The following is a 22,929-nucleotide window of genomic DNA, read 5'->3' as shown; positions in this document are numbered from 1 at the left end:
TATAACATGTCTTTTTATTTCCAACGATGGACCTGCCCATGAATGCGCTGACTCTGCCGGACATCGCCGCGCAGGCTTCACGCCAAGCCTTGCCACTCGACTGGGTAGGCATGTGCGGCATCGCCCTGCCTATCATGATCGACGGTCAGCGCCTGGCCGCCACCGCCGATGCTGGCGTGAGCCTGGACGATGGCACGGCCCGTGGCATTCATATGTCACGCTTGTACCTGGCTCTGGAAATGCTCGACCAGCAGCTTCTTACACCTGCACTTCTGCGTAATTTACTGCAACGCTTTCTCGAGAGTCATGAAGGATTATCTAAGAATGCCTACTTGCGTATTCACACTGATCTGCTGCTCAAACGACCGGCGTTGGTCAGTCCATTAGCCGGCTGGAAAGGCTACCCGGTGAGCATCGAAGCACGCCTGGAAAATCAGATGTTCCACGTGGAACTAAAAATTGACGTTACTTATTCCTCCACCTGCCCGTGCTCTGCCGCCCTCGCCAGGCAGTTGATTCAACAACAATTTCTCGACGACTTCGGCAATACACCCTTGCAGCATGAGGACGTTTTGACCTGGCTCGGCAGCGCCAACGGCATTGTCGCCACTCCACATAGCCAGCGCAGCAGCGCGCAGCTTTCCATCCAACTGACCGAACACTACCCAGCCTTACCGCTGACCGACTTGATCAACAACGTCGAAGCCGCCCTCGGTACCGCCGTGCAAACCGCTGTGAAACGTGCGGACGAACAAGCCTTCGCCCTGGCCAATGGGCAGAACCTGATGTTCTGCGAAGACGCCGCCCGCCGCCTGAACCTCGCCTTGAAACGCTCGGATGCCGTCAAAGCCTTCCACCTGAAAGTGATCCACGCCGAAAGCCTGCACGCGCACGATGCCGTGGCTGAAAGCCGCTGGACGAGACACTCTGAATGATCACCTGTACCGCATTACGCTGGGGCGCCCCCGGGCAACCGCTGACTCCAGCAGTGGATTTGAAGCTGGAAAAAGGCAGCCTCACCGGCATCATCGGCGCCAACGGCACAGGCAAGAGCAGCCTGCTCAAAGTCATCGCCGGCTTGCAAAAGCCACTCGCGGGCAAAGTCAGCGTGGATGTTCCACGCCGTGGCGGCTTGTCGTTCCTTCCTCAGCAGCAGCACCTGGATCGCCAGTTCCCGATCAGCCTGCAAGAGTTGGTTGCCGCCGGCTTCTGGGGCACCCAGCTCACCCCACAACAACGCAACGAGCGCCTGCAAACCGTATTGGACGACTGGTGCCTCAGTGGCTTGGAACACCGACCGTTAATCGCGTTGTCGGGTGGCGAACTGCAACGTGCCCTGCTCGCGCGCATGAGCCTGGCCGAAGCGCCGGTGTTGTTGCTCGATGAGCCTCACGCCGCCCTCGACGAAGACGGCCAGGCGCTGTGCTGGAAACACATCCACGCCTGGCATGACGAAGGTCGCACGCTGATCGTTGTCTGCCATGACTTGGCGTCTGTGCGCCAGCACACCCAGCAAGTGGTGCAAATCAAAAGCACTGGCTGCGCGTTCGGCCCGAGTAAAGAACTGATCCGTCCACAACTCCAGATGCAGGTGGCTTGATGCACTTCGCTACCCACCTGTGGATGCCATTCCTCGACTTTGTCTTTATGCGCCGCGCACTGATCGGCGGGATGGTGCTCGCCTGCAGCACGGCGCCACTGGGAGTGTTTTTGATCCTGCGGCGCATGAGCCTGATCGGTGACGCCGTGGCCCACGGCATCTTGCCTGGCGCTGCACTCGGCTTCTGGTTCGCCGGGCTCAGCCTGCCGGCGTTGACCATCGGCGGCCTCGGTGCCGGCCTGAGCATGGCCGGCTTGTCCGCGTGGATCACCCGCCGCACCGGCCTGCGCGAAGACGCCAGCCTCGCCGCCATCTACCCGATCTCTCTGGCCGCAGGTGTGCTGATCCTGGGCATCGCCGGCAAGCGTCTGGACCTCCTGCACCTGCTGTTCGGCTCGGCCCTGGCCGTGGATGAAACCACGCTGACCGGCATGCTCTGGGTCTGCGGGTTCAGCCTGTTCGCCATGGCACTGATCTACAAACCGCTGCTGCTGGACACCCTCGACCCGCTGTTCCTGCAAACCGTCAGCCGCCTGGGCCCACTGGCCCACGGGCTGTTCCTGACCTTGGTGGTGCTGAACCTAGTGATCGGTTTCCAGGCCATCGGCGCATTGATGGTCGTGGGTTTGATGATGTTGCCGGCTATCGCTTCACGCTTCTGGAGCCGGCGCCTGCCGGTGTTGATCGCGGTATCGGCGGTGCTGGGATGCCTGTCGGTGTGGTTCGGTTTATTGCTGTCGTTCTACTACTCGCTGCCCAGCGGCCCGGCAATCGTGCTGGTGGCTGGCGGTGGGTATCTGCTGTCCGTGGTCTTCGGTCCGGTGCACGGTTTGTTGCGCCGCCGGCCTTTGCTTACATCCCAATGAGGTGTTTCCCGATGCGCGCTCTACTCGTGCTGTTCAGCCTTCTGCTGCCATTGTCGATGGCTCAGGCCGCCGACAAACTCCAAGTCGTGACCAGCTTCAGTATCCTCGATGACATCACCCAACAGATCGGTGGTGACCACATCCAGATCAGCAACATGGTCGGCCCCGACGCCGATGCGCATACCTACGAGCCCTCGCCGGACGACGCCAAGGCGCTGCTCAAGGCCAAGGTCATCATCAAGAATGGGCTCGGTTTCGAGCCGTGGCTGGATCGCCTGGTGACGAGTACCGAGACCAAGGCGACTGTGGTCACCGCCAGTAAAGGCGTGATCTCCCACACCATGCAAGAGGACGGCGAAACCATCCCCGACCCCCACGCCTGGCATAACCTGGCCAACGCCGAAATCTATGTGAACAACATCACCAAGGCACTCGTCGCCGCCGACCCGGCCAACAAGACCGACTACCTGCACAACAGCCAAGCCTACCTGCAAGAAATCTACCGCCTGCTGGCCGAGGCCAAGACCCAGTTCGGTGCATTGCCACCCGGCAACCGTCGCATCGTCACCTCCCATGATGCCTTTGGTTATCTGGGCCAAGCCTACGGCATCCAGTTCCTCGCACCGCAGGGTTTGTCCACCGAACGTGAACCGTCGGCCGCCGAAGTCGCCGCGCTGATCACTCAGATTCGCAAGGACAAAGTCAAAGCCGTGTTCATGGAAAACATCAAGGACTCACGCCTGCTCAAGCAGATTGCTGACGAAAGCGGCGCGCAGATTGGTGGCACGCTGTACTCCGATGCACTCGCCGCCGAAGGCCCAGCCAGCACTTTCATTGGCCTGTTCGAATACAACCTCAACACCTTGTGCGCAGCGCTGAGCAAGCCATGACCTTGAGCATGCTCGATCTGGAAGGGGCTGCCATTGGCAGCCGTTTCCCTGTCGGCCAGGTACTCGACGCCCTGCCCTGGAACAGCGCTGGCCTGATTGCCGCCATCGCCCAACAACACCGCAGTGGCGAAGTGTTGATGCTGGCCTGGATGAATCGCCAGGCGCTCACCGAAACCCTGGCCTCAGGGCAAGTCTGCTACTGGTCGCGCTCGCGCCAGCAGCTATGGCGCAAAGGCGAAAGCTCCGGCCACCGGCAACGGTTGATCGAGGCACGCCTGGACTGCGACGGCGACGCAGTGCTGCTGATCGTCGAGCAGCAAGGCCCGGCTTGCCACACCGGCCGTCCCACCTGCTTCTACAACGCCATCGACGGCGATGACGTTCACATCATGACGGAGCCCATTGCATGATCCGCAAGAACCCCTCCGGCGACCTGCCGGTGATTGCCGAATCAGCCTACGTCGACAAGACTGCCATCATCTGCGGCAAGGTCATCATCGGCGAAAACGTGTTCGTCGGCCCCTACGCCGTGATACGCGCTGACGAAGTCGATGCCACCGGAGACATGGACCCGATCACCATCGGCGCCAACTCCAATATCCAGGATGGCGTGGTCATCCACTCCAAATCCGGCGCAGCGGTGACCATTGGTCAATTCACCTCCATCGCCCACCGCTCCATCGTCCACGGCCCCTGCACCGTCGGCGACCGAGTGTTCATCGGTTTCAACAGCGTGCTGTTCAACTGCGCCGTCGGCGATGGCTGCGTGGTGCGCCACAACTCGGTAGTCGACGGCCGTGACCTGCCTGCCGCGTTCTACGTGCCCTCCACTACCCGCATCGGGCCCAACACCGACTTGTCGCAATTCCCACCGGTGAGCGTCAGCGCCTCGGAGTTTTCCGAAGACGTGGCACGCACCAACGTCGACCTGGTGCGCGGTTACAAAGCCCTGCAAAACGAGTTCTGAACCATGAGCCGCCTGTTGATTCGCAATGCCCGCCTGGTGAATGAAGGCCAGATATTCGACGCCGATGTGCTGGTCGCCAATGGCCGTATCGAGAACATTGCCAGCAGCATTGAAAGCGATAACGAACCCGTGGAAATCGACGCCGAAGGCCAATGGTTAATGCCGGGAATGATCGATGACCAAGTGCATTTTCGTGAGCCCGGCGCGCCGGACAAAGGCAGTTTCTACAGTGAGTCCCGAGCGGCGGTGGCTGGTGGGATCACCAGCTTCATGGACATGCCCAACACCCAACCAGCAACCCTGGACCTGGAAGCCCTGGCCGATAAAAAACGCCGCGCCGCGTTGCATTCGGTGGCCAACTACGGCTTTCACTTTGGCGTGAGCAACGACAACCTCGACATCGTCGCCGCCCTCGACCCGTGCGAGGTGGCCGGGGTCAAAGTGTTCATGGGTGCCTCCACCGGCAACATGCTGGTGGACGACCCGCGCATCCTTGAACGCCTGTTTGCCGAAGTGCCGACCCTCCTGCTCGCTCACTGCGAACACACGCCCAGCATCCTGGCCAACGAACAACGCCTGCGCGAGCGCTTCGGCGAGCGCATCCCCGCCGTGGCTCACCCGCTGATCCGCGACGCCGAAGCCTGTTATCGCTCGTCATCTTTTGCCGTGGAGCTGGCCAAGCGTCACGGCACGCGCTTGCACGTATTGCACCTGACCAGCGCCCGCGAACTGGCACTGTTTGAAGACAAGCCCCTGGCCGAAAAACGCATCACCGCCGAAGTCTGCCTGCACCATCTGCTGTTCGACGACCGCGACTATCATCGCCTGGGCCACCAGATCAAATGCAACCCGGCGATCAAGACTCGCGCCGACCGCGACGCCCTGCGCCTGGCCTTGCTGAGTGATCGCCTGGATGTGATTGGTACTGACCATGCACCGCATACCTGGGCGCAGAAACAGTTGAACTACCGCGAAGCGCCGTCCGGGTTGCCGCTGGTGCAGCACGCACTGCCGGCGTTGCTGGAGTTGGTGATCGACGGGCATCTGCCACTGACCACGCTGGTCGCCAAAACCAGTCACCGGGTGGCCGATTTATTTGCCATCCCGGACCGGGGCTATCTACGTGAAGGCTATTGGGCCGACCTGGTGCTGATCAAACCCGAACCCGAAGGTAAGCCGGTCAGCAGCCAACCGATTCTCGCTCGCTGCGGCTGGACGCCCTTCGCTGATCGCAGCTTTCGCCACAGCGTCAGCACGACGCTGGTCTCCGGCCACCTGGCCTGGCACAACGGCCAGGTGGTCGACAGTTGCCAGGGTTTGCCCCTGCATTTTCAGCGTTAAGCGCGGGGTTTGACGGTACCGCAGTCGTTGCCCAGCCACTGCGCGTGGGTGTCCAGGCTGCCCTTCTGCTGAATGCCGGTGGCGTTGAACGTGCCATTAACGGTCGTGGTGAATTCCTGCTGGCTCTGGAACGTCGCGACACCGGTACCTTGGGCTTTAGGGCAGCTGAAACGGAATGTCCATTGGTTGCCGGTCTTGTCGGTCACTTGCTGTTTGCACCCCGATTGCGGGTCGGTCAGGGGGATCGAGTCAGAGGCAACCTGGGCAGGGGTCAGGCATACCTGTACGCCTTTACCGGCCATGGTGATGCCCTGCTTTTCCAGCATGGCGCGCTGTTCAGGGGTCATCTGTTGCTTGAGCTGACCCAGAATCAGCGAAAGGTCCGGCAGGTCCTGGTTATCCACTTTCATATTGCTGGTGGTCAATTCCCACAAGCCCGGCGCCAACATCTGCGCCTGCGCCGCCACAGGCAACGACAAACCAACAACCATGGCCAAACCAAGCAGACGAGCATTCATCGGGTAACTCCTGGGTAAATGTGGGCGTTAGACGCCGCAAAGCTGCCAGTGTTGCACGGCAAATAAAATAGCGACATTCGCAGCCGTTCATGGTCTGTTACGCATTGGACTGCCTGGAGTTACGTCGTTCATGGATTTCTTTGGCCCGCACTTGCTCGCCTATTTCATCGCCTCGCTGCACTTTCTCGGGACCCTCGCCGCGATCCATGCGGTGCTGACCGTCAGGACCGCACAGGGCTCGATCGCCTGGGCCTTGTCACTGATGTTCATGCCCTACCTGACGCTGATCCCCTACCTGATCTTCGGCCGTAGCACCTTTGATGCGTACATCCAGGCCCGTCGCCAGGCCAACCAGGAAATGCACACCGCCATCACCGAGCTGAACTGGCGCCCGTGGGTCGAGGAAGCCCTGGCCGCGCGCGACTCCCGCGCCTACGCTTCCCTGCGGGCCATGCCCAAGTTGGGTCGCATGCCATGCCTGGCCAATAACGAGGTACGCTTGCTGATTAATGGCGATGCCACCTTCGGCGCGATCTTCGAAGCCATTCGCAACGCAAAAACCGCTGTGCTGTTTCAGTTCTTCATCATTCATGACGATGAACTGGGTCGCCAATTGCATGCTCTGTTGAAGGAAAAGGCCGCCCAAGGCGTGGCCATTTATGTCCTGTACGACCGCATCGGCAGCCATGCCCTGCCCCATCACTATGTGCAAACGCTGCGCGACGCGGGGGTGCAGGTCAAGGCGTTCGCCACGCGCAGTGGCTGGCTCAATCGTTTCCAAGTCAATTTCCGCAACCATCGCAAGATCGTGGTGGTGGATGGCATTACCGGTTTTGTTGGCGGGCATAACGTCGGCGATGAGTACTTGGGGAAAAAACCGCCGTTGGCGCCGTGGCGCGATACCCACGTACAGGTCAGCGGCCCGGTGGTGGCATGCCTGCAGGAGTCATTCGCCGAAGACTGGTTCTGGGCCGCGCGCGAGTTGCCGCCGTTGATTCTGCCGGACGCCTACCCCGACCACGGCGTGCTCTGCCAACTGCTCGCCAGCGGCCCGGCCGATCCTTATGAAACCTGCTCGCTGTTTTTCGTCGAGGCCATCCACGCGGCGACCGAACGCGTGTGGATCACCAGCCCGTATTTCATCCCCGACGAAGCCGTGTTTTCCGCCCTGCGCCTGGCGGTACTGCGCGGGGTGGACGTACGCCTGCTGCTACCATCGCGGCCCGACCACCGCATTGTCTATGCCGCGTCCAGCCTTTACGCGATCGAAGCGGTGCGCGCCGGGGTGCGGGTGTTCCGCTATAAGCCGGGCTTCCTGCATCAGAAAGTGGTGTTGGTGGACAGCGAAATCAGCGCCATCGGCAGTGCGAATATGGACAACCGTTCGTTCAGGCTCAATTTCGAAGTGATGTTGCTGACCGTCGATAAGGCTTTTGCCAGCGAGGTGGAACACATGCTGCTGGACGACTTCGCCCTGGCCCATGAAGTCAGCCAGGAAGAAAGCCGCGAGACTCGCCGCCTTCAACAACTGGGCATGCGGGTCGCGCGGCTTATTTCACCGATTCTCTAACAGACAACACGGTAAACACTGTGGGAGGCAAGCCCCCTCCCACATTTAGCCCTTCAGCGGTAGATATCTTCCCGTGTCCACGGCAATTCATGGCTGCCATCGGCGTGAGGTTTTACCGCCAGGATCTGGTGCAGGTTGATCCACCCGCGGGCAAACGCATAGGCGCAACCGGCCAAGTATAGCCGCCAGATCCGCAATGCCTGCTCCGGCACCATCTTCGCCGCCGCGTCCAGGTTGTCTTCCAGCCGCTCGCTCCAATGGTCCAGGGTGCGCGCGTAGTGCAGGCGCAGGCTTTCCACGTCCACCACTTCCAACCCGACTTCACTGATCTCGGCAGTCATCATCGCCAGGTGCGGCAGCTCGCCATTGGGGAAAACGTAGCGCTCGATAAAATCCCCTGCGCCACGGCCGACCGGCCGACCATCGGTGTGCTTGGCGGTAATGCCATGGTTCATCACCAGGCCGCCTTCACGCACCGCGCCAACCAAGACCCTGCAGTACTCCGCCAGGTTGGCGTGGCCGACGTGTTCGAACATGCCCACGCTCACCACTTTGTCGAAACGGCCGTCCTGGGGCAGGTCACGGTAGTCGAGCAACTGCAGGTCGATCTGGTCTTCCAGACCTTCCGCTTTCACCCGCTCCTTGGCGAGCGCCAGCTGTTCCTTGCTCAGGGTGATGCCCAACACCTTGACCCCGAACTCCCGCGCCGCAAAGCGCGCCAGGCCACCCCAACCGCAACCTACGTCGAGCAAATACTCGCCCGGCTGCAACCGCAGCTTGCGGCACAGGTGGCGAAATTTGTCTTGTTGCGCCTGGTCGATGGATTCGCTGCCGGTTTCGAAATAGCCGCAGGAGTAAGCCATGTCCTGGTCCAGCCATAGCTGGTAGAACTCGTTGGACAGGTCGTAATGGTAGGAAATGGCCGCTGCGTCAGTGGCTTTGTCGTGGATCGAGCGCACCGGACGACTCCCCTCGTCGTCATCGACCAAGGCATGACTCAATTCGTCACATACCCTGATCACCTCGGCGATGGAGCCTTCCAGCTCCAGTTTTCCCTCGACGAAGGCTTCGCCCAGCGAGTTGAGCGTTGGATGAGTCAGCTGCGAGACAACCGTGGGGTCCTTCACCACGATAGTCACACTGGGCTCGGGGCCCAAGTTGAATTCATGGCCGTCCCAGAGTCGAAGACGCAGCGGTAGCTGAAGATTCTGTAAGGCCGGTGGAAGTTGCGCGAGCATGAGTAGTCCCCCTTGTTTCAGACGTCTGGAATGAGGGTAGACCATCCGATGACAAAGTAGGAGGCTATCGAATTAATAGCGTTCCTCTATAGGGCTCGGCGCTCGAGCAAACCGTCCTGGACCCATTGTTTCAGCCATGTCACCGCTTGCAGTGGCGCACCCTCTCCATAAGTGACTGCCAACGCGGCACACAGTTCTGAAAAACTCCAGCCGGTGGTGACCATTCCCACCAGAGCATCGGCTTCAGCGGATTCCAGGCTGCGGTAATGACACACGTTCTGGTGGCGCCATACCAGGCAGATGTGCGCCGAATCCAACGCCTGGCTGCCCGGAAAGTCCGATTCATCCTTGCTGGCCCGCCAGATCGCTAACGAGTTGAAGCGGCAAAGCACCTGCTGCACCGACGGTGTCAGGGTGACTTGCAAAGCGGGCCAGTCTTCAGCCGGCAGGCGCGCCATGTCGTTGAGCATCAGCGGCGCCCCCTGGGGCGCATCAAACGCCAGGGTGAACATCCATTCCAACCGCGCCAGTTCCGCCAACGGCGCACTTTGTTCAGCCACCAGATGCTCGAGAATGAACATCGCAAAGCGCTCCCCCAACCAGCGCAGACTGTAATGCGCCGAGGGATAACGACGAATATAGGCGTCGGCCAGCAACTCAAATTCATCATCGCCCAACCAGTACCAGATGGCAGCGAAGTCGTGGCGCAGGACTTCCTGCAAGCGCGACACGTAGGCGTTGTGATAAATCGCCAGACCGGTGCTCACATCCAGCGTTGGCCCACCCAGCAAGGTGGCGGCAAAACCGGCGTTGGCCACCGGGCTTTCAGATAATAAATGCTGTTCAAAGGCCAACTGCCAATCGGTCAGGCGCATAGCGATCTCCTGGCCAAGGCGCTGGCGCCCAACTCACGGGCCTTGTTCAACTCGGTGAGCAACGCTTCGAACGGAGGGAAATGGTCATCGCGCTCCAGCAGCGTCGACACGGGGCCCAAATGCTCAAGTGTCTGTTGATAGAGCGCCCACACCGGATCGCACACCGGATGGTCATGGGTATCGACCACATAGTCGCCGTAGTCCATATGCCCGGCCAAGTGCAGTTGGCGAATGCTCTCGGGCGGGAGGTTGCGAATAAACGTCCAGGCATCAAAGCCATGGTTGCGCGAACTGACGTAGACATTGTTTACGTCCAGCAGCAACTGGCACCCGGTGAGGTGGGTCAGCGCGTTAAGAAACTCCCACTCGGTGAACTCATCCGCCTTGGAGCGCACATAACTGGAGACGTTTTCCAGCACCAGCGGGCGCTGCAAGGCCTCCTGCACCTGACGCACACGGCCAGCCACGTGGTAGAGGCTTTCTTCGGTGTAAGGCAGAGGCAGCAGGTCATGCAACTGATGCGCGCTGCCACGGCTCCAGCACAGGTGATCGGAGATCCATGCCGGCTCGATACGCTCGGCCAACGCTTTGATTTGCTTAAGGTAGTCACTGTCCAGGGCATGGGGCCCGCCAATGGACAGGGACACGCCATGCATCACCAGGGGATAACGCTCGGCGATCGCATCCAGGTAGTACAAGGCTTTACCACCCTGCACCAGATAATTCTCGGAGATCACTTCGAACCAATCCACCGCAGGGGATTGCTCAAGGATCTGCTCATAGTACTCGTTGCGTAAACCCAGGCCGTAACCCAGGGAGGGGAAGGAACTGGTCATCATGAACTCCCGCAAAAGTGTCCGCAGCGGTGGGGGACCGCTGCGGTTGCACTCGGTTGTCGCTTACTCGCCGACTTTGCCGCCAGCCTTGTCGCAATCGGCCTTGCTCATGGCCTTGAAGCCGTGGCCTTTGCAAACAGCCTGGCCTTTGCAGGCGTTTTCAGCGGTCTTGCAATCGTTCATGCCTTTGCAGGAGGTGACACCGTAGCAATGAACCGGAGCGTCGGCGGCCTGCACCTGGGTGGCGACACCGGCAAACATGGAAGCGGCAGCAATCGCCAGGGCAGCACCGGAAACGGCTTGTTTGATGTTCATTGTGTAGTCCTCATAGATCGGTAGTGGAGCCGGTCTGAACGGATTGCTCAGTCTCGACATACCACTAGAGTGAGGCCCCTCATCGGCGTTACAGCCGACTGAAAACTTTTCTGAAAATTATTCCTCAAGCTTCAACAGCGGCTCCTGGAAACGCAGCAAACGCCCCGCGTTCCCCAGTACCAGCAAGGTACTCAGGTTATGCAGCACCGCCGCAATCATCGCGCCGGCCGCCCCCAGCCAGCCAAACGCCGCGAACACCACGATGGCCAGCGTCCAGCCCAAGCCGATCACCACGTTGACCTGCAACGTCTGCCGGCACTGGCGACTCAGGCGCACACAGGTGCCGAGACGGCGCAGGTCACTGCCGATCAGTACGACATCCGCCGACGCCAGGGCAATGTCCGCACCGCCGGCTCCCATAGCCACGCCAACCACACCCGCCTTGAGCGCCAGGGAATCGTTGATACCGTCCCCCACCACCATCGGCCGGAAGCCGCTACTGATTTCCCCCAACACGCGGTTGAGCTTGTCTTCCGGCAGCGCCTGGGCTTCGACATCGCTGATACCCACGTCCAGCGCCAGGCTGTCGGCCACGCTTTGGCGGTCGCCGGTCAGCAGCAGTTGACGGCCCAGGCCCAGATCACGCAGTTCCTGCAGCGCCTGTCGCGCCTCTGGCTTGACGCTGTCGGCCAACAGCAACCAGGCGAGAAACTGCCCGTTCAACGCCAGCCCGGCAATCGGACCATCATGGTCGGGGACCTGAGTGGTCACGATACCCAATTGTTCGAACAACTCCGGCCGCCCCAGCGCCGCCTCGCCCTGCTCAGTCTGCGCCACCACCCCAAGGCCCTGACGTTCGCGAATGTCCGCCAGCCCCCACAGTTGCTCCTGCGTCGCCAGCCCCGCCAACGCCCGGCTGACCGGGTGACTGCTTGCCGAGCCAAGGCTGGCCGCCAGGTTCAGCAACCTCTGGCGATCCGGCGCGGTCGTCTCGATAGACTGCAAACGCAGGGTGCCAAAGGTCAGGGTGCCGGTCTTGTCGACCACCAGCGAGGTCAGGTCGGCCAATTCTTCGAGAAACGCCGAGCTGCGAATCAGAATCCCATGGCGCGCGGCCACGGCAATCCCGGCAATCGCCGTGGCCGGCGCCGACAGCACCAAGGCACATGGGCACGCTGCAACCAGCACGGCGAGCATCGCCTGGGCGTCATTGGTGACAAACCAGGTCACGGCGGCCAACAACAGCACCAGCACCATATAGCTGCCGGCATAACGTTCCAGCAGCCGCGTGATCGGTGGCTTGGAGCGCTCGGCGTTCTGCATCAGCGCGATGACTTTGCCCAGGGTCGACTCATGACCGGTGCGCGTGACTTCAAGGCGCAGCAAGCCATCAAGGTTGATCGCCCCGCCAAACACCTGCACGCCGGCGCTGGCTTCCAAGGGCACCGACTCACCGGTGATCGGCGCCGTGTCCAGGCTCGCCTGGCCGGACAGCACCACACCATCGGCCGGCACCCGGTCGCCGGCACGCACCTCGACGATATCACCGGGATTCAGCGTGCCGTTATCCACCTCAACAATGCTGCCATCAGCCTGCACCAACCGCGCATGGCTGCGGGTCAGCTTGCCCAGCGCATGGATCGCCTCTTGGGAGCCGATCACGCTGCGCTCTTCCAGCACGTGGCCGAAGATCATGATGATCGGCAGCAAGGCCGCGGTCAGCAGATCGCCAGTGGCCCAAGCGCCGAGCATGGCCAAGGCGATCAATTGGTCAGTGATGCCGTGCAGGCTGGGGAACCGTAGGCTGTACCAGGCAGAGCGCATCACCGGCACAGCCACCAACAATGAAGCCACGCCCAGCAGCAACTGGCTGACGCCGGTCTGCTCCGGTGCCAGCCAACGCCATACCAGGCCCAGCACAAGCAGCCCTAGGGCGAGCATGGCCAGGGTCAATTGCCGGGCAGCGCTGCGCTGTTCGGCCGAGGTCAACATAGGTGCGCTCATTGTTCGGCTCCCTGGATGATCAAACGGGAGTCGTCTTTAGGGTCGACGGTGGTCACGGAACCGGCCTGGCCGAGAATCTTCGGCAAGCGTTCGCGGTACAGGCGCAGCAACAAGCCAGGGTCTTTGACCTGGGCCAGGCTGGCGACGGTGGCGGTTTGCGCCTGGGCATTGGCCAAGCGTTCGCTGGCTTGGGCGTGGGCGACTTGTACCAGGCGGTCGGCCGCTTGGTTAGCCGTCTGGGTGAGCTTTTCCGCTTCGGTGCGCGCATTGGCCACGGCTTTATCAGCTTGCTGGCTCGCCGTCAGCACGGCATTGAACGCGTTCACCGCCGGGCTCGGCAGGCTCGATTGCACATCGACGCGGGTGACTTCGATGCCCAGCCCCAAACCGGTGGAGGCCAACTGCGCCAGGCGCTGATTGATGCCTTGCACCAGGTCACCACGTAGCCGCTCGCGGCGTTCAGCAGCACCATTGTCGGTGCCGATCAGCTCAGGACGCGCCACTAGAATGGTGTCCAGGTCGCGCGCTGCGGTCAGTGCGACAGCACTGCGCGTCACCAACCGATCCAAAGCCGGCAGCACGTGTTCGCCCTGCAACACAAAGGCGTAGGGCTCAGTCACCTTGTAAAACACCCGCACATCCAACTGCACCACGCCGGCATCGCCAGTCAGCAGGTAGCCGGAACCGGCCAAGGCGTCGCTCAACGGCGTGGCGAAACTGGCCACGCGGTCAGCCTGCACGGCCGCATCGGAACGCAGCAGGTTCTCCACCCGCCGCTCAATCACGCGGTCCGCCGCCGGCAACAGGACCACTTGCTCGAACGGCTGCGGCCACGCCAGCAGCAACCCGGCGTTCTGAATGCGGTCGAGGGCACCGAAGTGCAGCACCACAGCGCGGTTCTGTGGGTCGATCTGGCGCACATTGGAAAAGGCCCAGGCCAACGCCGCCAACACCGTGACTGCGTACAGCGCCAGGAAGGTCAGGCGCCCGGCCTGGATCCAGGGGCTGTCCGGGCTGTCACGCTCACTCATGGCTGGACGTCCTTCGGCCCGTCCACCAATGCACGGAAAGGCGCAGCGTCAGTGCGCAGGATGATCTTGGTGCCTGGTGTGACCACCGTGCCCAAGGTATCCAGCGAGCGCAGCAAGTTATACAGCTGCGGATTACCGGCATAGGCGCGGCCATAAATCTGTGCGGCTTCGACCCGCGATTGCGCCTCGATGTCAGCGGCTTTTACCGTGGCATCCGCCTGCACGATCCGCGCATCGCGCTCGGCGGCGGAGCGGATCTGCGCCGCCTCACGCTTGCCTACCGCCGTACGTTCGGTGGCGATGGTTTCACGCTCGGCCCGCATGCGGTCGACCGTGGCGGTGAGCGTCACCGACGGCAACGTCAGCCGCTCGATCCCCACCTGCGCCACGCGCACGCCATAGGTGGTGAGCAATTGTTGGTCGATTTGCTGGCGCAACTGGGCTTCGAAGTCGGCGATACGTACTTGGCTGGCGTCGGTGTTGATCAAGCTGGACAAGTCAAAGCTGGCCGCCGTGGTTTCCAGCGCCGAACCGACAAAGGTGCGAATCTGCCGCGCCGCTTCATCCGGCTGGTTCTGCACCGCGCGCATGAAGCGCTGCACATTGTCGGCATCGCCCTGCACCTGCCACGCCACATAGGCTTGCACGATGATCCGCAGGCCATCGCGCGTGCCCACATCCTGCAAGCCGCTGGACGTGGTACGCAGGCGCAGGTCCACAGGGATCGCTGCTTCGAACGGGGCCGGCCAGCGCCAGCCCAGGCCAGGCGCCAGCAACACCCGCGACGGGTTGCCGAAGCGGGTAATCACCGTGGCCTCGCCGGAGCGCACCTGCACCAGGCTCGCCGCAGCAACCGCAAACCCCACCAGCAACACCGCCCACGCCATCCGACGCCAAGGAAAAGGCCCGCCCGCCGGCTCATCGCCGTGATGGTGATGGTGGTGGCCATGATGATGGTGATGATGACCGTGATCGTGAGAATGAGCGCTCAACAGACAGACTCCTTATTGAACGGCTTTACGCGGCGCCGTGGGGTCGGCCGGCAAAGTAAAAGAACGCAGATCGATCGTCGGTGCACTGTCGGCCCCCAGGCGATGATCCAGAATCAGCAATTTGGCGCGGGCCAGGCCCTGGCTGAGTTGGCCCAGGTACTGTTCCAGCACGAAGGCTTGCCCCGCCGCCGCGTAGGCTTTTTGTTCGGCGGTGAACCGCAGGTTCGCCGCTTGGGCACCGGCATTCACTTCGCGGGCGGTGGCCTGGGCCTGGTCGCGGGCCGTGCTGGCTTGCAGCAGCGCTTGGTTGGTCTGCTCGCTGGCCGCGCCGCGCTCACGGGAGATCAGCGCTTGGGCGCCGATCTGCGCCGCTTGCACACCGTGGTAGGCATTGGCGGCGCCGGCCGGTGGGTGGATCGCTTCGACAACCGTAGCGAGGATCTCCACACCGCTGTCGAGTGCCTGCAAATCCGCTTGGACGGCGCGTCCGATCTCGTCGGCCAGCCGGGTGCGTTGTTCACCCAACAATTCGTCGAGGGTTCGCGAAGCAAAATCGTGGACCAGGATACGGCTGGCGGTACTGCGAATCAGGGTCGGGATATCGGCGCTGTTATACGTCGCGGCGAGCGCGGCGTGATCGTTGAGGCCGATGCGATAGACAAAGCGCACGTCCATATTGACGATCTGGAAGCTCTGTTTGTCTGCGCTGCTGCTGGCGATGACCTGGGATTTGTCATTCACATGGCTGGCGTCCCACAGGCGGTTGGCGATCAGTGGCGCCGGACCTTCGGCAGGCGCCAGCTCGGGTACGGCGGCCTCGCTCACACTGGTGGCCAGCTCGTGAACCACACCGTTTTCCACGCTAAGTACACGGCCCAGAGGCCATGGCAACCCAGCATGCAGGCCCGGGCCGAACACCTCGACCGGTTTGCCAAAACGTTCATAAATCCCACGGCCTTGCAGGGGCACTTCATGCACACCAGTCAATGACCAGCCGACCGCCAGCACCACCAGCAGCACCGGCAGGAAAGCACGGCGCATGTAGGTAAACGCCCAGATCTGGCGCAGGTCGATCCCAAAGCGGTTGTGCAATTCATGCTGCAACGCCAGCAAGGGTTGGGGTGGCCAACGCAGCAGGCCGGCGATAAAACTCTGCGCCATCAAGCGCGGTTCGAGGCGTGGCTGGCGCGGGCTGAACAGCGACAGCACGCCTCTTAGCAGAAACTCCAACGCCACCAGCGCCGGCAACACGCCGATCAGTGTCGCCAGGCGCAGCGGCCAGACCGATTGCGCACCGGCAAAAAGCAGGCAAATCGCACTGATCACCAGGCAGATGATCGCCACGCGGCTCAACTGCGCCAGCTGTGAGGCTTCCGGCCATTGGGCGGCGGTTTCCTGGGCCAGGCGGCGCTCGAACACCAGTAGACCGAAAGCCAGCGCCAACGCCAGCGCCGCGCCGATGCTTGCAGATTGGCCCACGGCCGCAGCGGGCAATGCAAGGTTCCAGAACTCGATGACGCTCACCAGCGCCAACAACGACCAACCGCACAGCCACAACACCGGCGCGCCGATCTGGGCCAGCACGTCGCTGCTCCAACGCCCGATCAAACGCGAGTACCGGCCCGTGTCTTCAACAGGCAGTTCGATCACTTCAGCCGCAGGCACTTCCAACGCCTGGGCGCGCCAATCGGCCACCCACCACGCCGACTGCAAACCGGCCACCAACACCAGCAACGCCGACGCACAGTTGATCAACACCACCGGCCAAATCGACAACGGCGTAAACAACGCGACAAACAGTGCCAGCACCCAACCGGTGACAGCCAGAGCGGTCAGGCTGACACCGGCTTGCCTCAATCGGCGGGCATGGAACAGCCCTTGCTGAAAGCGCGCCAGTCCTTCAACCGACGCGCCATCGGCTTCCAAATCCACTTGCATCCACTTCACGCCCACTGGCACACAATTGGTTACGATATAACACATGGCGTGAAATTTTTGTTCGCTTAGCAGCCAATCGTGACTAAACCCCCATAAACATGAGCCATCACTGGTGCAGACCACGATTAATCGTCACACTCCAAAACAGTATTTCGCGGGTTCACGGACAAGGAAGCGTCACCCCAATGATTTCGATCTATCAGCTCAAGCCGCGTTTTCAAAACTTGCTGCGCCCTCTCGTGCAGCGCCTCTACGACAACGGCACCACAGCCAACCAGATCACCGTGCTGGCTGGCGTCGTTTCCCTGCTGATCGGCGCGTTGATCGCCGGCTTTGCCCAACATCTCTGGCTGTTTGTGCTGATCCCGCTGTGGATGATCGTGCGCATGGCCCTCAACGCCATCGACGGCATGCTCGCCCGGGAATTCGGCCAGCAATCGCGCCTGGGCGCCTACCTCAATGAACTGTGCGATGTCATCGCCGACAGCGCACTGATCCTGCCCTTCGCCCTGATCCCCGAGGTCAGCCTGGCCCCGGTGCTGCTGGTGGCGTTACTCGCAGTGTTCAGCGAATACGCCGGCGTGCTGGGGCCGATGGTTGGCGCATCGCGCCGCTATGACGGGCCGATGGGCAAGAGTGATCGAGCGTTCGTACTCGGCGTGCTGGCCACCGGCGTTGCGCTGGGCTGGCTCGGGGCCGGTGGGGTCGACGCGGTGATGTGGCTGGTTGCCGCCCTGCTCGCCTATACCTTGGTCAACCGGGTGCGCCAGGGCCTCAAAGAACAACAACAAGTCCCCCCTTCTGCATAAGGATTTTGCGATGCGTGAACAGCAAGAGCACACCTTCAGTACCCATGATGGCGTCGAGCTTTTCTACCGCCACTGGCCGGCCACGCCAGGTGCGGGGCCGCGCAAGGCAATCCTATTGTTCCATCGCGGCCATGAGCACTCAGGACGTATCGCCCATCTGGTGGATGAACTGGGCTTGCCTGGGTTTGATTTTTTCGCCTGGGATGCCCGTGGCCACGGGCAATCCCCCGGCGAGCGCGGCGACAGCCCCAGCTTCGCCACCAGCGCCCGTGATGTGCAGACCTTCTGCGACCACATTGGCGCCACCTATGGCATAGAAGAGGAAAACCTCGCCGTCATCGCCCAAAGCGTCGGTGCGGTGATTGCGACGACCTGGGTCCACGATTACGCTCCGAAGATCCGCGCCCTGGTAGTCGCTTCGCCCGCCTTCAAGGTCAAGCTGTACGTGCCCTTCGCCCGTTCTGGCCTGGCATTGATGCGTAAGTTTCGCGGCAACTTTTTCGTCAACAGCTACGTCAAGGCCAAGTTCCTCAGCCATGACCCGGAACGCGTGGCCTCCTACGACAACGATCCCCTGATCACCAAGGCCATTTCGGTCAACGTGTTGCTGGGTCTGTACGAAGCCGCCGACCGGGTTGTGGCCGACGCCCAAGCGATCCAGGTGCCGACCCAACTGTTGATCTCCGGCTCCGACTTTGTGGTGCACCGTAAACCCCAGCAGCAGTTCTTCGACCGCCTGGGCAGCCTGAAAAAAGAACTGCACATCCTGCCTGGCTTTTTCCACGACACCCTCGGTGAACGGGACCGCGCCGTCGCCGTGAGCAGCGCCAAGCGCTTTATCCTGCAGAACTTTGAACAGCCGCTGGACCGCGCCTCCTTGCTCGACGCCGACAAACTGGGCGCCACCTGCGCCGAGTCCGAATCCCTCGCCGCACCGCTGCCGCGCAACTCCTTGCGCGACCTGTACTGGCGCATGACCCGCGCCAGCATGGGCTTGGGCAAGAACCTGTCGGACGGGGTGAAACTGGGCTTCGACACCGGCTTCGACTCCGGCAGTACCCTGGACTACGTGTACCGCAACACGCCCACCGGCAAGGGCGGCTTGGGGCGGATGATCGACACCAACTACCTCAACTCCATCGGCTGGCGCGGCATTCGCCAGCGCAAGCTGAACGTCGAGGAGCTGCTGCGACTGGCCATGGCCAAGCTGCGTGCTGATGACCGCCCAGTGCGCATCGTGGACATTGCCGCAGGCCACGGCCGTTACATTCTCGAAGCCTTGCAGGGCGTGTCGCCGCTGCCGGAATCGATCCTGCTGCGCGACTACAGCGACATCAACGTGCGCGACGGTGGCGCATTGATTCGCGAAAAAGGCCTGGGGGATATCGCGCAGTTCGTCAAAGGCGACGCGTTTGATCGTGCGGACTTGGCCGCCCTGTCGCCCAAGCCGACCTTGGCCGTGGTGTCCGGGCTGTATGAGTTGTTTGCCGATAACGGCATGGTCGGCGGCTCCTTGGCCGGCCTGGCCCAAGCGCTGGAGCCGGGCGGTTACCTGGTCTACACCGGCCAACCGTGGCACCCGCAGCTGGAATTGATCGCCCGCGCGCTGACCAGCCACCGCCAGGGCCAGGCGTGGGTGATGCGCCGGCGCAGCCAGGCTGAGATGGACCAGTTGGTCGAAGCCGCGGGCTTTCGCAAGATCACCCAGCGTGTGGACGAATGGGGCATTTTCACCGTGTCCCTGGCGCAGAAGATCTGAACATGCGCGAACCCGGCTTATTCAAACCAGCCGTCCTGTGGCTGCTGCTGTTGGCGCCGCTGTTTTTCGGCACTTACGGCTTTGCCACCTGGGTCACCAGCCAGCGCAGCGACGTCGGCACGCTGGTGTTCGGCTGGGAAGCCCATATGCCGTTCTGGGCCTGGACCATTGTGCCCTATTGGTCCATCGATCTGCTTTACGGGTTTTCGCTGCTGCTGCCCAATAACCGCCATGAGCTGAAACAGCACGCGCTGCGCCTGCTCACGGCCCAGCTTATCGCCGTCAGTTGCTTCCTGATCTGGCCGCTGCGTTTCACGTTTGATCGGCCGGAACTGGACGGCGTGTTTGGCTGGCTGTTTGCGGTACTGGCCGGCTTCGATAAACCGTTCAACCAGGCGCCTTCATTGCATATCGCGCTGCTGGTCATCCTGTGGGTCATGTACCAACGGCATACTCAAGGAGTCTGGCGTTGGGTGGTGCATGGCTGGTTCGCCCTGATCGGTATTTCAGTGCTGACCACTTATCAACATCACTTTATTGACTTACCCACAGGTGCCCTCGCAGGGTGGCTGTGCGTATGGCTGTGGCCGATGGAACATCCGAGCCCGCTGCTGAATGCGCGGCTTACCCGGGATACAAAACGATGGTGGCTAGGCATGCGTTATGGCCTGGGGGCTGTGATGCTGGCGATCCTGGCCGTGGTGCTGGGCGCAGGGTGGTTGTGGCTGCTGTGGCCGGCCGTGTCCCTGGGCTTGATCAAGGCCAATTACTTGGTGCTGGGCGCATCGGGCTTTCAGAAACGCAGCGATGGCCGACTGACCCCTGCGGCACGCTGGCTGCATGCCCCCTACCTGGCAGGCGCATGGATCAACTCGCGCCTGTGGACACGTCAGCATCCGCAACCCGACCACATTGTGGATAACGTCTGGCTTGGGCGAATTCCCACAGCGAGCGAGCAAGGTTCCTTCAAGGCCATCGTCGATCTCTGCGCCGAACTGCCGATTAATCCACAGGGCCGGGCCTACCAATGCGTGCCCGTGCTGGACCTGATTGCCCCGACGTCCGCCGAATGCCTGCTCGCAGCACACGCCATTGAACGCCTACGCACCAGTGGCCCCCTGCTGGTGTGCTGCGCTCTGGGCTACTCACGCAGCGCCACCGCCGTCGCCGCATGGCTGCTACATACCGGGCGCGCCGCAAGCGTTGAGGAGGCGCTGGCTATTATTCGTAGAGCAAGGGCCCATGTGGTCCTGCACCCCGCACACCGTGAAGCTTTGGAGGGTTTAGCCCATGCCCGCTGATATGGAACTCCAGGTGGTCGCCAGCCTGCTACGCCGTGGCCGCTCGCTGGACCAGTTATCCACAGGCCTGACACTCCTCGGTGTGCTGTTTGGCCTTGCCCAAGTGCTGATGGCAAGTGTCTCGACGATCTGCCTGCTGCTCGCCCTGTGGATGATTGTGCTGGGCCTGCTGCAAAAATACTGGGCACTGCGCGTGGCGTTCGATGCGGACCTGTTCGCCCTGCTGGCGCGCGATACCGAGCGCACACCGGACCTCGACCAGGCCCTGCTGACCCTTGGCCTGCAGTCGGCCAAGCGTGTCGGGCGGCCCTGGACCGAACGACGTCGCGGCGCCCTCAAACTGCTGCGCAAGCAAGCGTGGCTGCTGGGCGCACAAGCGCTGCTGACCGTGGCGGTGATTCTCGCCAGCCCTTGGTTACCTTTCGCCGGATAAGGAATTCCCATGTTCGAACCCGTGGTCGCTACGCTGATTACCTCCATGGCCCGTACCGTCACCGGCGCTCGCAGCCTATGGCTGGGTTGCGCCCCCGTGCCGGTGCAACGCATCTACTTTGCCAACCACAGCAGCCACGGTGACTTTGTGTTGCTGTGGGCATCGTTGCCGCAAAACCTGCGCAAATTCACGCGCCCGGTGGCTGGCAGCGATTACTGGAATAAAAGCGCACTACGCCGCTACATCATTAACCGCGTCTTCAACGGCGTACTCATCGACCGCGAGCGCAAAGACCCTGTGGATAACCCTTTGCAGCCCATGCTCGCCGCGCTGGAAGGCGGCGATTCGCTGATCATCTTCCCCGAAGGCACACGCAATCTGGAGGACGGCTTGCTGCCCTTCAAAAGCGGCCTCTACCACCTGGCAAAAAGTTACCCACAGGCCGAATTGATCCCCGTGTGGATAGCCAACCTCAACCGAGTCATGCCCAAGGGCCGCGTTCTGCCACTGCCCTTGCTGTGCACCACCAGCTTTGGCGCGCCACTGCAATTGGAAGAAGGCGAAGAAAAAGCCATGTTCCTGGCCCGCACTCGCGACGCCCTGCTCGCCCTCGCCCCGGAGCACTCCTGAGATGGATAGCCAAACCCTAATGTTATTCGGCGGGATCGGCGCGATCCTGGTGCTGGCCTCGCTGATCGGCCTGATCCTGAAGCTGCGCACCCGTGGCACCCCCAACGCGGTCATCGACAACCTCAATGCGCGCATCAATGCCTGGTGGGTAATGGTGGTGGTAATCGGCATCGCCTTCTGGCTCGGCACCGGCGCGGTGATCCTGCTGTTCTACGCCGTGTCGTTCTATGCCCTGCGTGAATTCCTCACCCTCACGCCCACCCGCCGCAGCGACTACACGGCCCTGGTGGCCGCGTTTTACCTGGCCCTGCCGCTGCAATACCTGCTGATCTATTCCGACTGGTACGGACTGTTTTCGATCTTCATCCCGGTGTACGTGTTCTTGCTGCTACCGATCCTCGCCTCCCTTGGCGGCGACAGCACGCACTTCTTGGAGCGCGCGTCGAAGGTGCAATGGGGCCTGATGATCGCGGTGTTCTGCGTGTCCTTCGTCCCCGCCTTGCTGACCCTCGACATCCCCGGCTATGAAGGACGCAACCTGCTGCTGATCGCCTACCTGGTGATCGTGGTGCAACTCTCGGACGTGCTGCAGTACGTGTGCGGCAAGCTGTTCGGCAAACACAAGATCGCGCCCAACCTGTCGCCGTCCAAGACCGTGGAAGGCTTTGTTGGCGGGATCCTGCTCTCGTCCCTGATCGGCGCCGCGTTGTGGTGGACCACACCGTTCAACCCGTGGCAGTCGTTTCTGATCGCCCTGCTGATCAACCTGCTCGGCTTTGCTGGCGGCATTGTGATGTCAGCCATCAAGCGCGACCGGGGCGTGAAAGATTGGGGGCACATGATCGAAGGGCACGGCGGGATGTTGGATCGGCTCGATTCGGTCTGTTTTGCCGCGCCGATTTTCTTTCATCTGGTGCGTTATTGGTGGACTTGATCTTCACCGCGAGCAGGCTCGCTGCACTCTATTTGTATCAAAGACCCGTGTAAGATACGTCGCACTTAGCCAGGGATGCTCA

23 protein-coding genes are annotated in these 22,929 nt (G+C 61.8%); 14 read left to right on the top strand and 9 right to left on the bottom strand.

Features of this window, described 5'->3' with window-relative positions; all coding sequences use genetic code 11:
• Positions 1 to 38 precede the first annotated feature (38 nt).
• From folE2 to M5B43_RS00905, 7 genes are read left to right on the top strand one after another with little or no spacing between them, the layout of a single operon-like run.
• A complete protein-coding gene (folE2, locus tag M5B43_RS00935) occupies positions 39 to 935 on the top strand; it encodes a GTP cyclohydrolase FolE2 (RefSeq protein WP_248748381.1) in 897 nt (298 codons plus the stop codon).
• Complete coding sequence (locus tag M5B43_RS00930; RefSeq protein ID WP_248748380.1) at positions 932 to 1,600, top strand: ATP-binding cassette domain-containing protein; 669 nt, start codon at positions 932 to 934, stop codon at positions 1,598 to 1,600. Before folE2 ends, M5B43_RS00930 begins: the two co-directional genes overlap by 4 nt.
• Positions 1,600 to 2,466 carry a metal ABC transporter permease gene (locus tag M5B43_RS00925; RefSeq protein WP_248748379.1) on the top strand — a complete coding sequence of 289 codons (867 nt, stop codon included), beginning with the start codon at positions 1,600 to 1,602 and terminating at the stop codon, positions 2,464 to 2,466. The genes M5B43_RS00930 and M5B43_RS00925 overlap by 1 nt, the downstream gene beginning before the upstream one ends.
• 11 nt (positions 2,467 to 2,477) lie before the next feature.
• A complete protein-coding gene (locus tag M5B43_RS00920; protein ID WP_248748378.1) occupies positions 2,478 to 3,356 on the top strand; it encodes a metal ABC transporter substrate-binding protein in 879 nt (292 codons plus the stop codon).
• Positions 3,353 to 3,766 carry a phosphoribosyl-AMP cyclohydrolase gene (gene hisI / locus M5B43_RS00915; protein WP_248748377.1) on the top strand — a complete coding sequence of 138 codons (414 nt, stop codon included), beginning with the start codon at positions 3,353 to 3,355 and terminating at the stop codon, positions 3,764 to 3,766. The genes M5B43_RS00920 and hisI overlap by 4 nt, the downstream gene beginning before the upstream one ends.
• Positions 3,763 to 4,323 carry a DapH/DapD/GlmU-related protein gene (locus tag M5B43_RS00910; RefSeq protein WP_248748376.1) on the top strand — a complete coding sequence of 187 codons (561 nt, stop codon included), beginning with the start codon at positions 3,763 to 3,765 and terminating at the stop codon, positions 4,321 to 4,323. Before hisI ends, M5B43_RS00910 begins: the two co-directional genes overlap by 4 nt.
• A 3-nt stretch (positions 4,324 to 4,326) precedes the next feature.
• Positions 4,327 to 5,664, top strand: coding sequence for a dihydroorotase (locus M5B43_RS00905; RefSeq protein WP_248748375.1), 1,338 nt, complete (start codon positions 4,327 to 4,329; stop codon positions 5,662 to 5,664).
• Here the strand turns inward: M5B43_RS00905 and M5B43_RS00900 are convergent.
• Positions 5,661 to 6,182, bottom strand: coding sequence for a DUF3617 domain-containing protein (locus tag M5B43_RS00900; protein WP_248748374.1), 522 nt, complete (start codon positions 6,180 to 6,182; stop codon positions 5,661 to 5,663). The genes M5B43_RS00905 and M5B43_RS00900 overlap by 4 nt on opposite strands.
• 130 nt (positions 6,183 to 6,312) lie before the next feature.
• On the opposite strand from M5B43_RS00900, the gene cls reads away from it, so the two are divergent.
• The gene (gene cls, locus M5B43_RS00895; protein WP_248748373.1) at positions 6,313 to 7,752 is read left to right on the top strand and encodes a cardiolipin synthase; all 1,440 of its coding nucleotides are present in this window, start codon (positions 6,313 to 6,315) and stop codon (positions 7,750 to 7,752) included.
• Positions 7,753 to 7,805: 53 nt separating this feature from the next.
• Here the strand turns inward: cls and cfaB are convergent, their stop codons facing one another.
• The 8 genes from cfaB to M5B43_RS00855 form a co-directional block, all read right to left on the bottom strand.
• On the bottom strand, positions 7,806 to 8,990 hold the full coding sequence (gene cfaB, locus M5B43_RS00890) for a C17 cyclopropane fatty acid synthase CfaB (RefSeq protein WP_248748372.1): 1,185 nt from the start codon (positions 8,988 to 8,990) through the stop codon (positions 7,806 to 7,808).
• An 86-nt stretch (positions 8,991 to 9,076) separates the two neighbouring features.
• Positions 9,077 to 9,865: a DNA-binding domain-containing protein gene (locus M5B43_RS00885; RefSeq protein ID WP_248748371.1), complete on the bottom strand. Its 789-nt coding sequence runs from the start codon at positions 9,863 to 9,865 to the stop codon at positions 9,077 to 9,079.
• Positions 9,856 to 10,701: a DUF692 domain-containing protein gene (locus tag M5B43_RS00880; protein WP_248748370.1), complete on the bottom strand. Its 846-nt coding sequence runs from the start codon at positions 10,699 to 10,701 to the stop codon at positions 9,856 to 9,858. The genes M5B43_RS00885 and M5B43_RS00880 overlap by 10 nt, the downstream gene beginning before the upstream one ends.
• A gap of 63 nt (positions 10,702 to 10,764) precedes the next feature.
• A complete protein-coding gene (locus M5B43_RS00875; protein WP_248748369.1) occupies positions 10,765 to 11,016 on the bottom strand; it encodes a hypothetical protein in 252 nt (83 codons plus the stop codon).
• A 117-nt stretch (positions 11,017 to 11,133) separates the two neighbouring features.
• Entirely contained in the window at positions 11,134 to 13,020 is a 1,887-nt protein-coding gene (locus tag M5B43_RS00870) for a cation-translocating P-type ATPase (RefSeq protein ID WP_248748368.1), read from the bottom strand.
• Positions 13,017 to 14,051 carry a protease modulator HflK gene (locus M5B43_RS00865; RefSeq protein ID WP_248748367.1) on the bottom strand — a complete coding sequence of 345 codons (1,035 nt, stop codon included), beginning with the start codon at positions 14,049 to 14,051 and terminating at the stop codon, positions 13,017 to 13,019. The genes M5B43_RS00870 and M5B43_RS00865 overlap by 4 nt, the downstream gene beginning before the upstream one ends.
• Positions 14,048 to 15,046, bottom strand: a complete 999-nt coding sequence (locus M5B43_RS00860) for a protease modulator HflC (protein WP_248748530.1) — start codon at positions 15,044 to 15,046, stop codon at positions 14,048 to 14,050. Before M5B43_RS00860 ends, M5B43_RS00865 begins: the two co-directional genes overlap by 4 nt.
• Before the next feature lie 9 nt (positions 15,047 to 15,055).
• A complete protein-coding gene (locus tag M5B43_RS00855) occupies positions 15,056 to 16,981 on the bottom strand; it encodes a protease modulator HflK (RefSeq protein WP_248748366.1) in 1,926 nt (641 codons plus the stop codon).
• A gap of 185 nt (positions 16,982 to 17,166) precedes the next feature.
• Between M5B43_RS00855 and M5B43_RS00850 the strand changes: the two genes are divergently transcribed.
• The 6 genes from M5B43_RS00850 to M5B43_RS00825 are packed head-to-tail and all read left to right on the top strand — an operon-like array spanning position 17,167 to position 22,847.
• Positions 17,167 to 17,790, top strand: coding sequence for a CDP-alcohol phosphatidyltransferase family protein (locus tag M5B43_RS00850; protein ID WP_248748365.1), 624 nt, complete (start codon positions 17,167 to 17,169; stop codon positions 17,788 to 17,790).
• A gap of 10 nt (positions 17,791 to 17,800) precedes the next feature.
• Positions 17,801 to 19,549 carry a bifunctional alpha/beta hydrolase/class I SAM-dependent methyltransferase gene (locus M5B43_RS00845; protein WP_248748364.1) on the top strand — a complete coding sequence of 583 codons (1,749 nt, stop codon included), beginning with the start codon at positions 17,801 to 17,803 and terminating at the stop codon, positions 19,547 to 19,549.
• A 2-nt stretch (positions 19,550 to 19,551) separates the two neighbouring features.
• Positions 19,552 to 20,850 (top strand): phosphatase PAP2/dual specificity phosphatase family protein, encoded by a 1,299-nt coding sequence (locus M5B43_RS00840; protein WP_248748363.1) that lies wholly within the window; start codon positions 19,552 to 19,554, stop codon positions 20,848 to 20,850.
• Entirely contained in the window at positions 20,840 to 21,283 is a 444-nt protein-coding gene (locus M5B43_RS00835) for a hypothetical protein (protein WP_248748362.1), read from the top strand. Before M5B43_RS00840 ends, M5B43_RS00835 begins: the two co-directional genes overlap by 11 nt.
• A gap of 9 nt (positions 21,284 to 21,292) precedes the next feature.
• Complete coding sequence (locus M5B43_RS00830; protein WP_248748361.1) at positions 21,293 to 21,913, top strand: lysophospholipid acyltransferase family protein; 621 nt, start codon at positions 21,293 to 21,295, stop codon at positions 21,911 to 21,913.
• A 1-nt stretch (position 21,914) separates the two neighbouring features.
• A complete protein-coding gene (locus M5B43_RS00825; RefSeq protein WP_248748360.1) occupies positions 21,915 to 22,847 on the top strand; it encodes a phosphatidate cytidylyltransferase in 933 nt (310 codons plus the stop codon).
• Positions 22,848 to 22,929: the final 82 nt, after the last annotated feature.

Origin of the sequence: Pseudomonas sp. MWU15-20650, assembly GCF_023242475.1 — a bacterium.
Lineage (GTDB): Bacteria > Pseudomonadota > Gammaproteobacteria > Pseudomonadales > Pseudomonadaceae > Aquipseudomonas.
The sequence above is the reverse complement of the archived record's forward strand: the minus strand, read 5'-3'. Positions and strand labels throughout refer to the sequence as shown.

Excerpts from the sequence above, each read along its gene's own strand:
- folE2 (WP_248748381.1), top strand. The coding sequence starts at position 39 with ATGAATGCGCTGACTCTGCCGGACATCGCCGCGCAGGCTTCACGCCAA.
- M5B43_RS00930 (WP_248748380.1), top strand. The coding sequence starts at position 932 with ATGATCACCTGTACCGCATTACGCTGGGGCGCCCCCGGGCAACCGCTG.
- M5B43_RS00925 (WP_248748379.1), top strand. The coding sequence starts at position 1,600 with ATGCACTTCGCTACCCACCTGTGGATGCCATTCCTCGACTTTGTCTTT.
- M5B43_RS00920 (WP_248748378.1), top strand. The coding sequence starts at position 2,478 with ATGCGCGCTCTACTCGTGCTGTTCAGCCTTCTGCTGCCATTGTCGATG.
- hisI (WP_248748377.1), top strand. The coding sequence starts at position 3,353 with ATGACCTTGAGCATGCTCGATCTGGAAGGGGCTGCCATTGGCAGCCGT.
- M5B43_RS00910 (WP_248748376.1), top strand. The coding sequence starts at position 3,763 with ATGATCCGCAAGAACCCCTCCGGCGACCTGCCGGTGATTGCCGAATCA.
- M5B43_RS00905 (WP_248748375.1), top strand. The coding sequence starts at position 4,327 with ATGAGCCGCCTGTTGATTCGCAATGCCCGCCTGGTGAATGAAGGCCAG.
- M5B43_RS00900 (WP_248748374.1), bottom strand. The coding sequence starts at position 6,182 with ATGAATGCTCGTCTGCTTGGTTTGGCCATGGTTGTTGGTTTGTCGTTG.
- cls (WP_248748373.1), top strand. The coding sequence starts at position 6,313 with ATGGATTTCTTTGGCCCGCACTTGCTCGCCTATTTCATCGCCTCGCTG.
- cfaB (WP_248748372.1), bottom strand. The coding sequence starts at position 8,990 with ATGCTCGCGCAACTTCCACCGGCCTTACAGAATCTTCAGCTACCGCTG.
- M5B43_RS00885 (WP_248748371.1), bottom strand. The coding sequence starts at position 9,865 with ATGCGCCTGACCGATTGGCAGTTGGCCTTTGAACAGCATTTATTATCT.
- M5B43_RS00880 (WP_248748370.1), bottom strand. The coding sequence starts at position 10,701 with ATGACCAGTTCCTTCCCCTCCCTGGGTTACGGCCTGGGTTTACGCAAC.
- M5B43_RS00875 (WP_248748369.1), bottom strand. The coding sequence starts at position 11,016 with ATGAACATCAAACAAGCCGTTTCCGGTGCTGCCCTGGCGATTGCTGCC.
- M5B43_RS00870 (WP_248748368.1), bottom strand. The coding sequence starts at position 13,020 with ATGAGCGCACCTATGTTGACCTCGGCCGAACAGCGCAGCGCTGCCCGG.
- M5B43_RS00865 (WP_248748367.1), bottom strand. The coding sequence starts at position 14,051 with ATGAGTGAGCGTGACAGCCCGGACAGCCCCTGGATCCAGGCCGGGCGC.
- M5B43_RS00855 (WP_248748366.1), bottom strand. The coding sequence starts at position 16,981 with ATGCAAGTGGATTTGGAAGCCGATGGCGCGTCGGTTGAAGGACTGGCG.
- M5B43_RS00850 (WP_248748365.1), top strand. The coding sequence starts at position 17,167 with ATGATTTCGATCTATCAGCTCAAGCCGCGTTTTCAAAACTTGCTGCGC.
- M5B43_RS00845 (WP_248748364.1), top strand. The coding sequence starts at position 17,801 with ATGCGTGAACAGCAAGAGCACACCTTCAGTACCCATGATGGCGTCGAG.
- M5B43_RS00840 (WP_248748363.1), top strand. The coding sequence starts at position 19,552 with ATGCGCGAACCCGGCTTATTCAAACCAGCCGTCCTGTGGCTGCTGCTG.
- M5B43_RS00835 (WP_248748362.1), top strand. The coding sequence starts at position 20,840 with ATGCCCGCTGATATGGAACTCCAGGTGGTCGCCAGCCTGCTACGCCGT.
- M5B43_RS00830 (WP_248748361.1), top strand. The coding sequence starts at position 21,293 with ATGTTCGAACCCGTGGTCGCTACGCTGATTACCTCCATGGCCCGTACC.
- M5B43_RS00825 (WP_248748360.1), top strand. The coding sequence starts at position 21,915 with ATGGATAGCCAAACCCTAATGTTATTCGGCGGGATCGGCGCGATCCTG.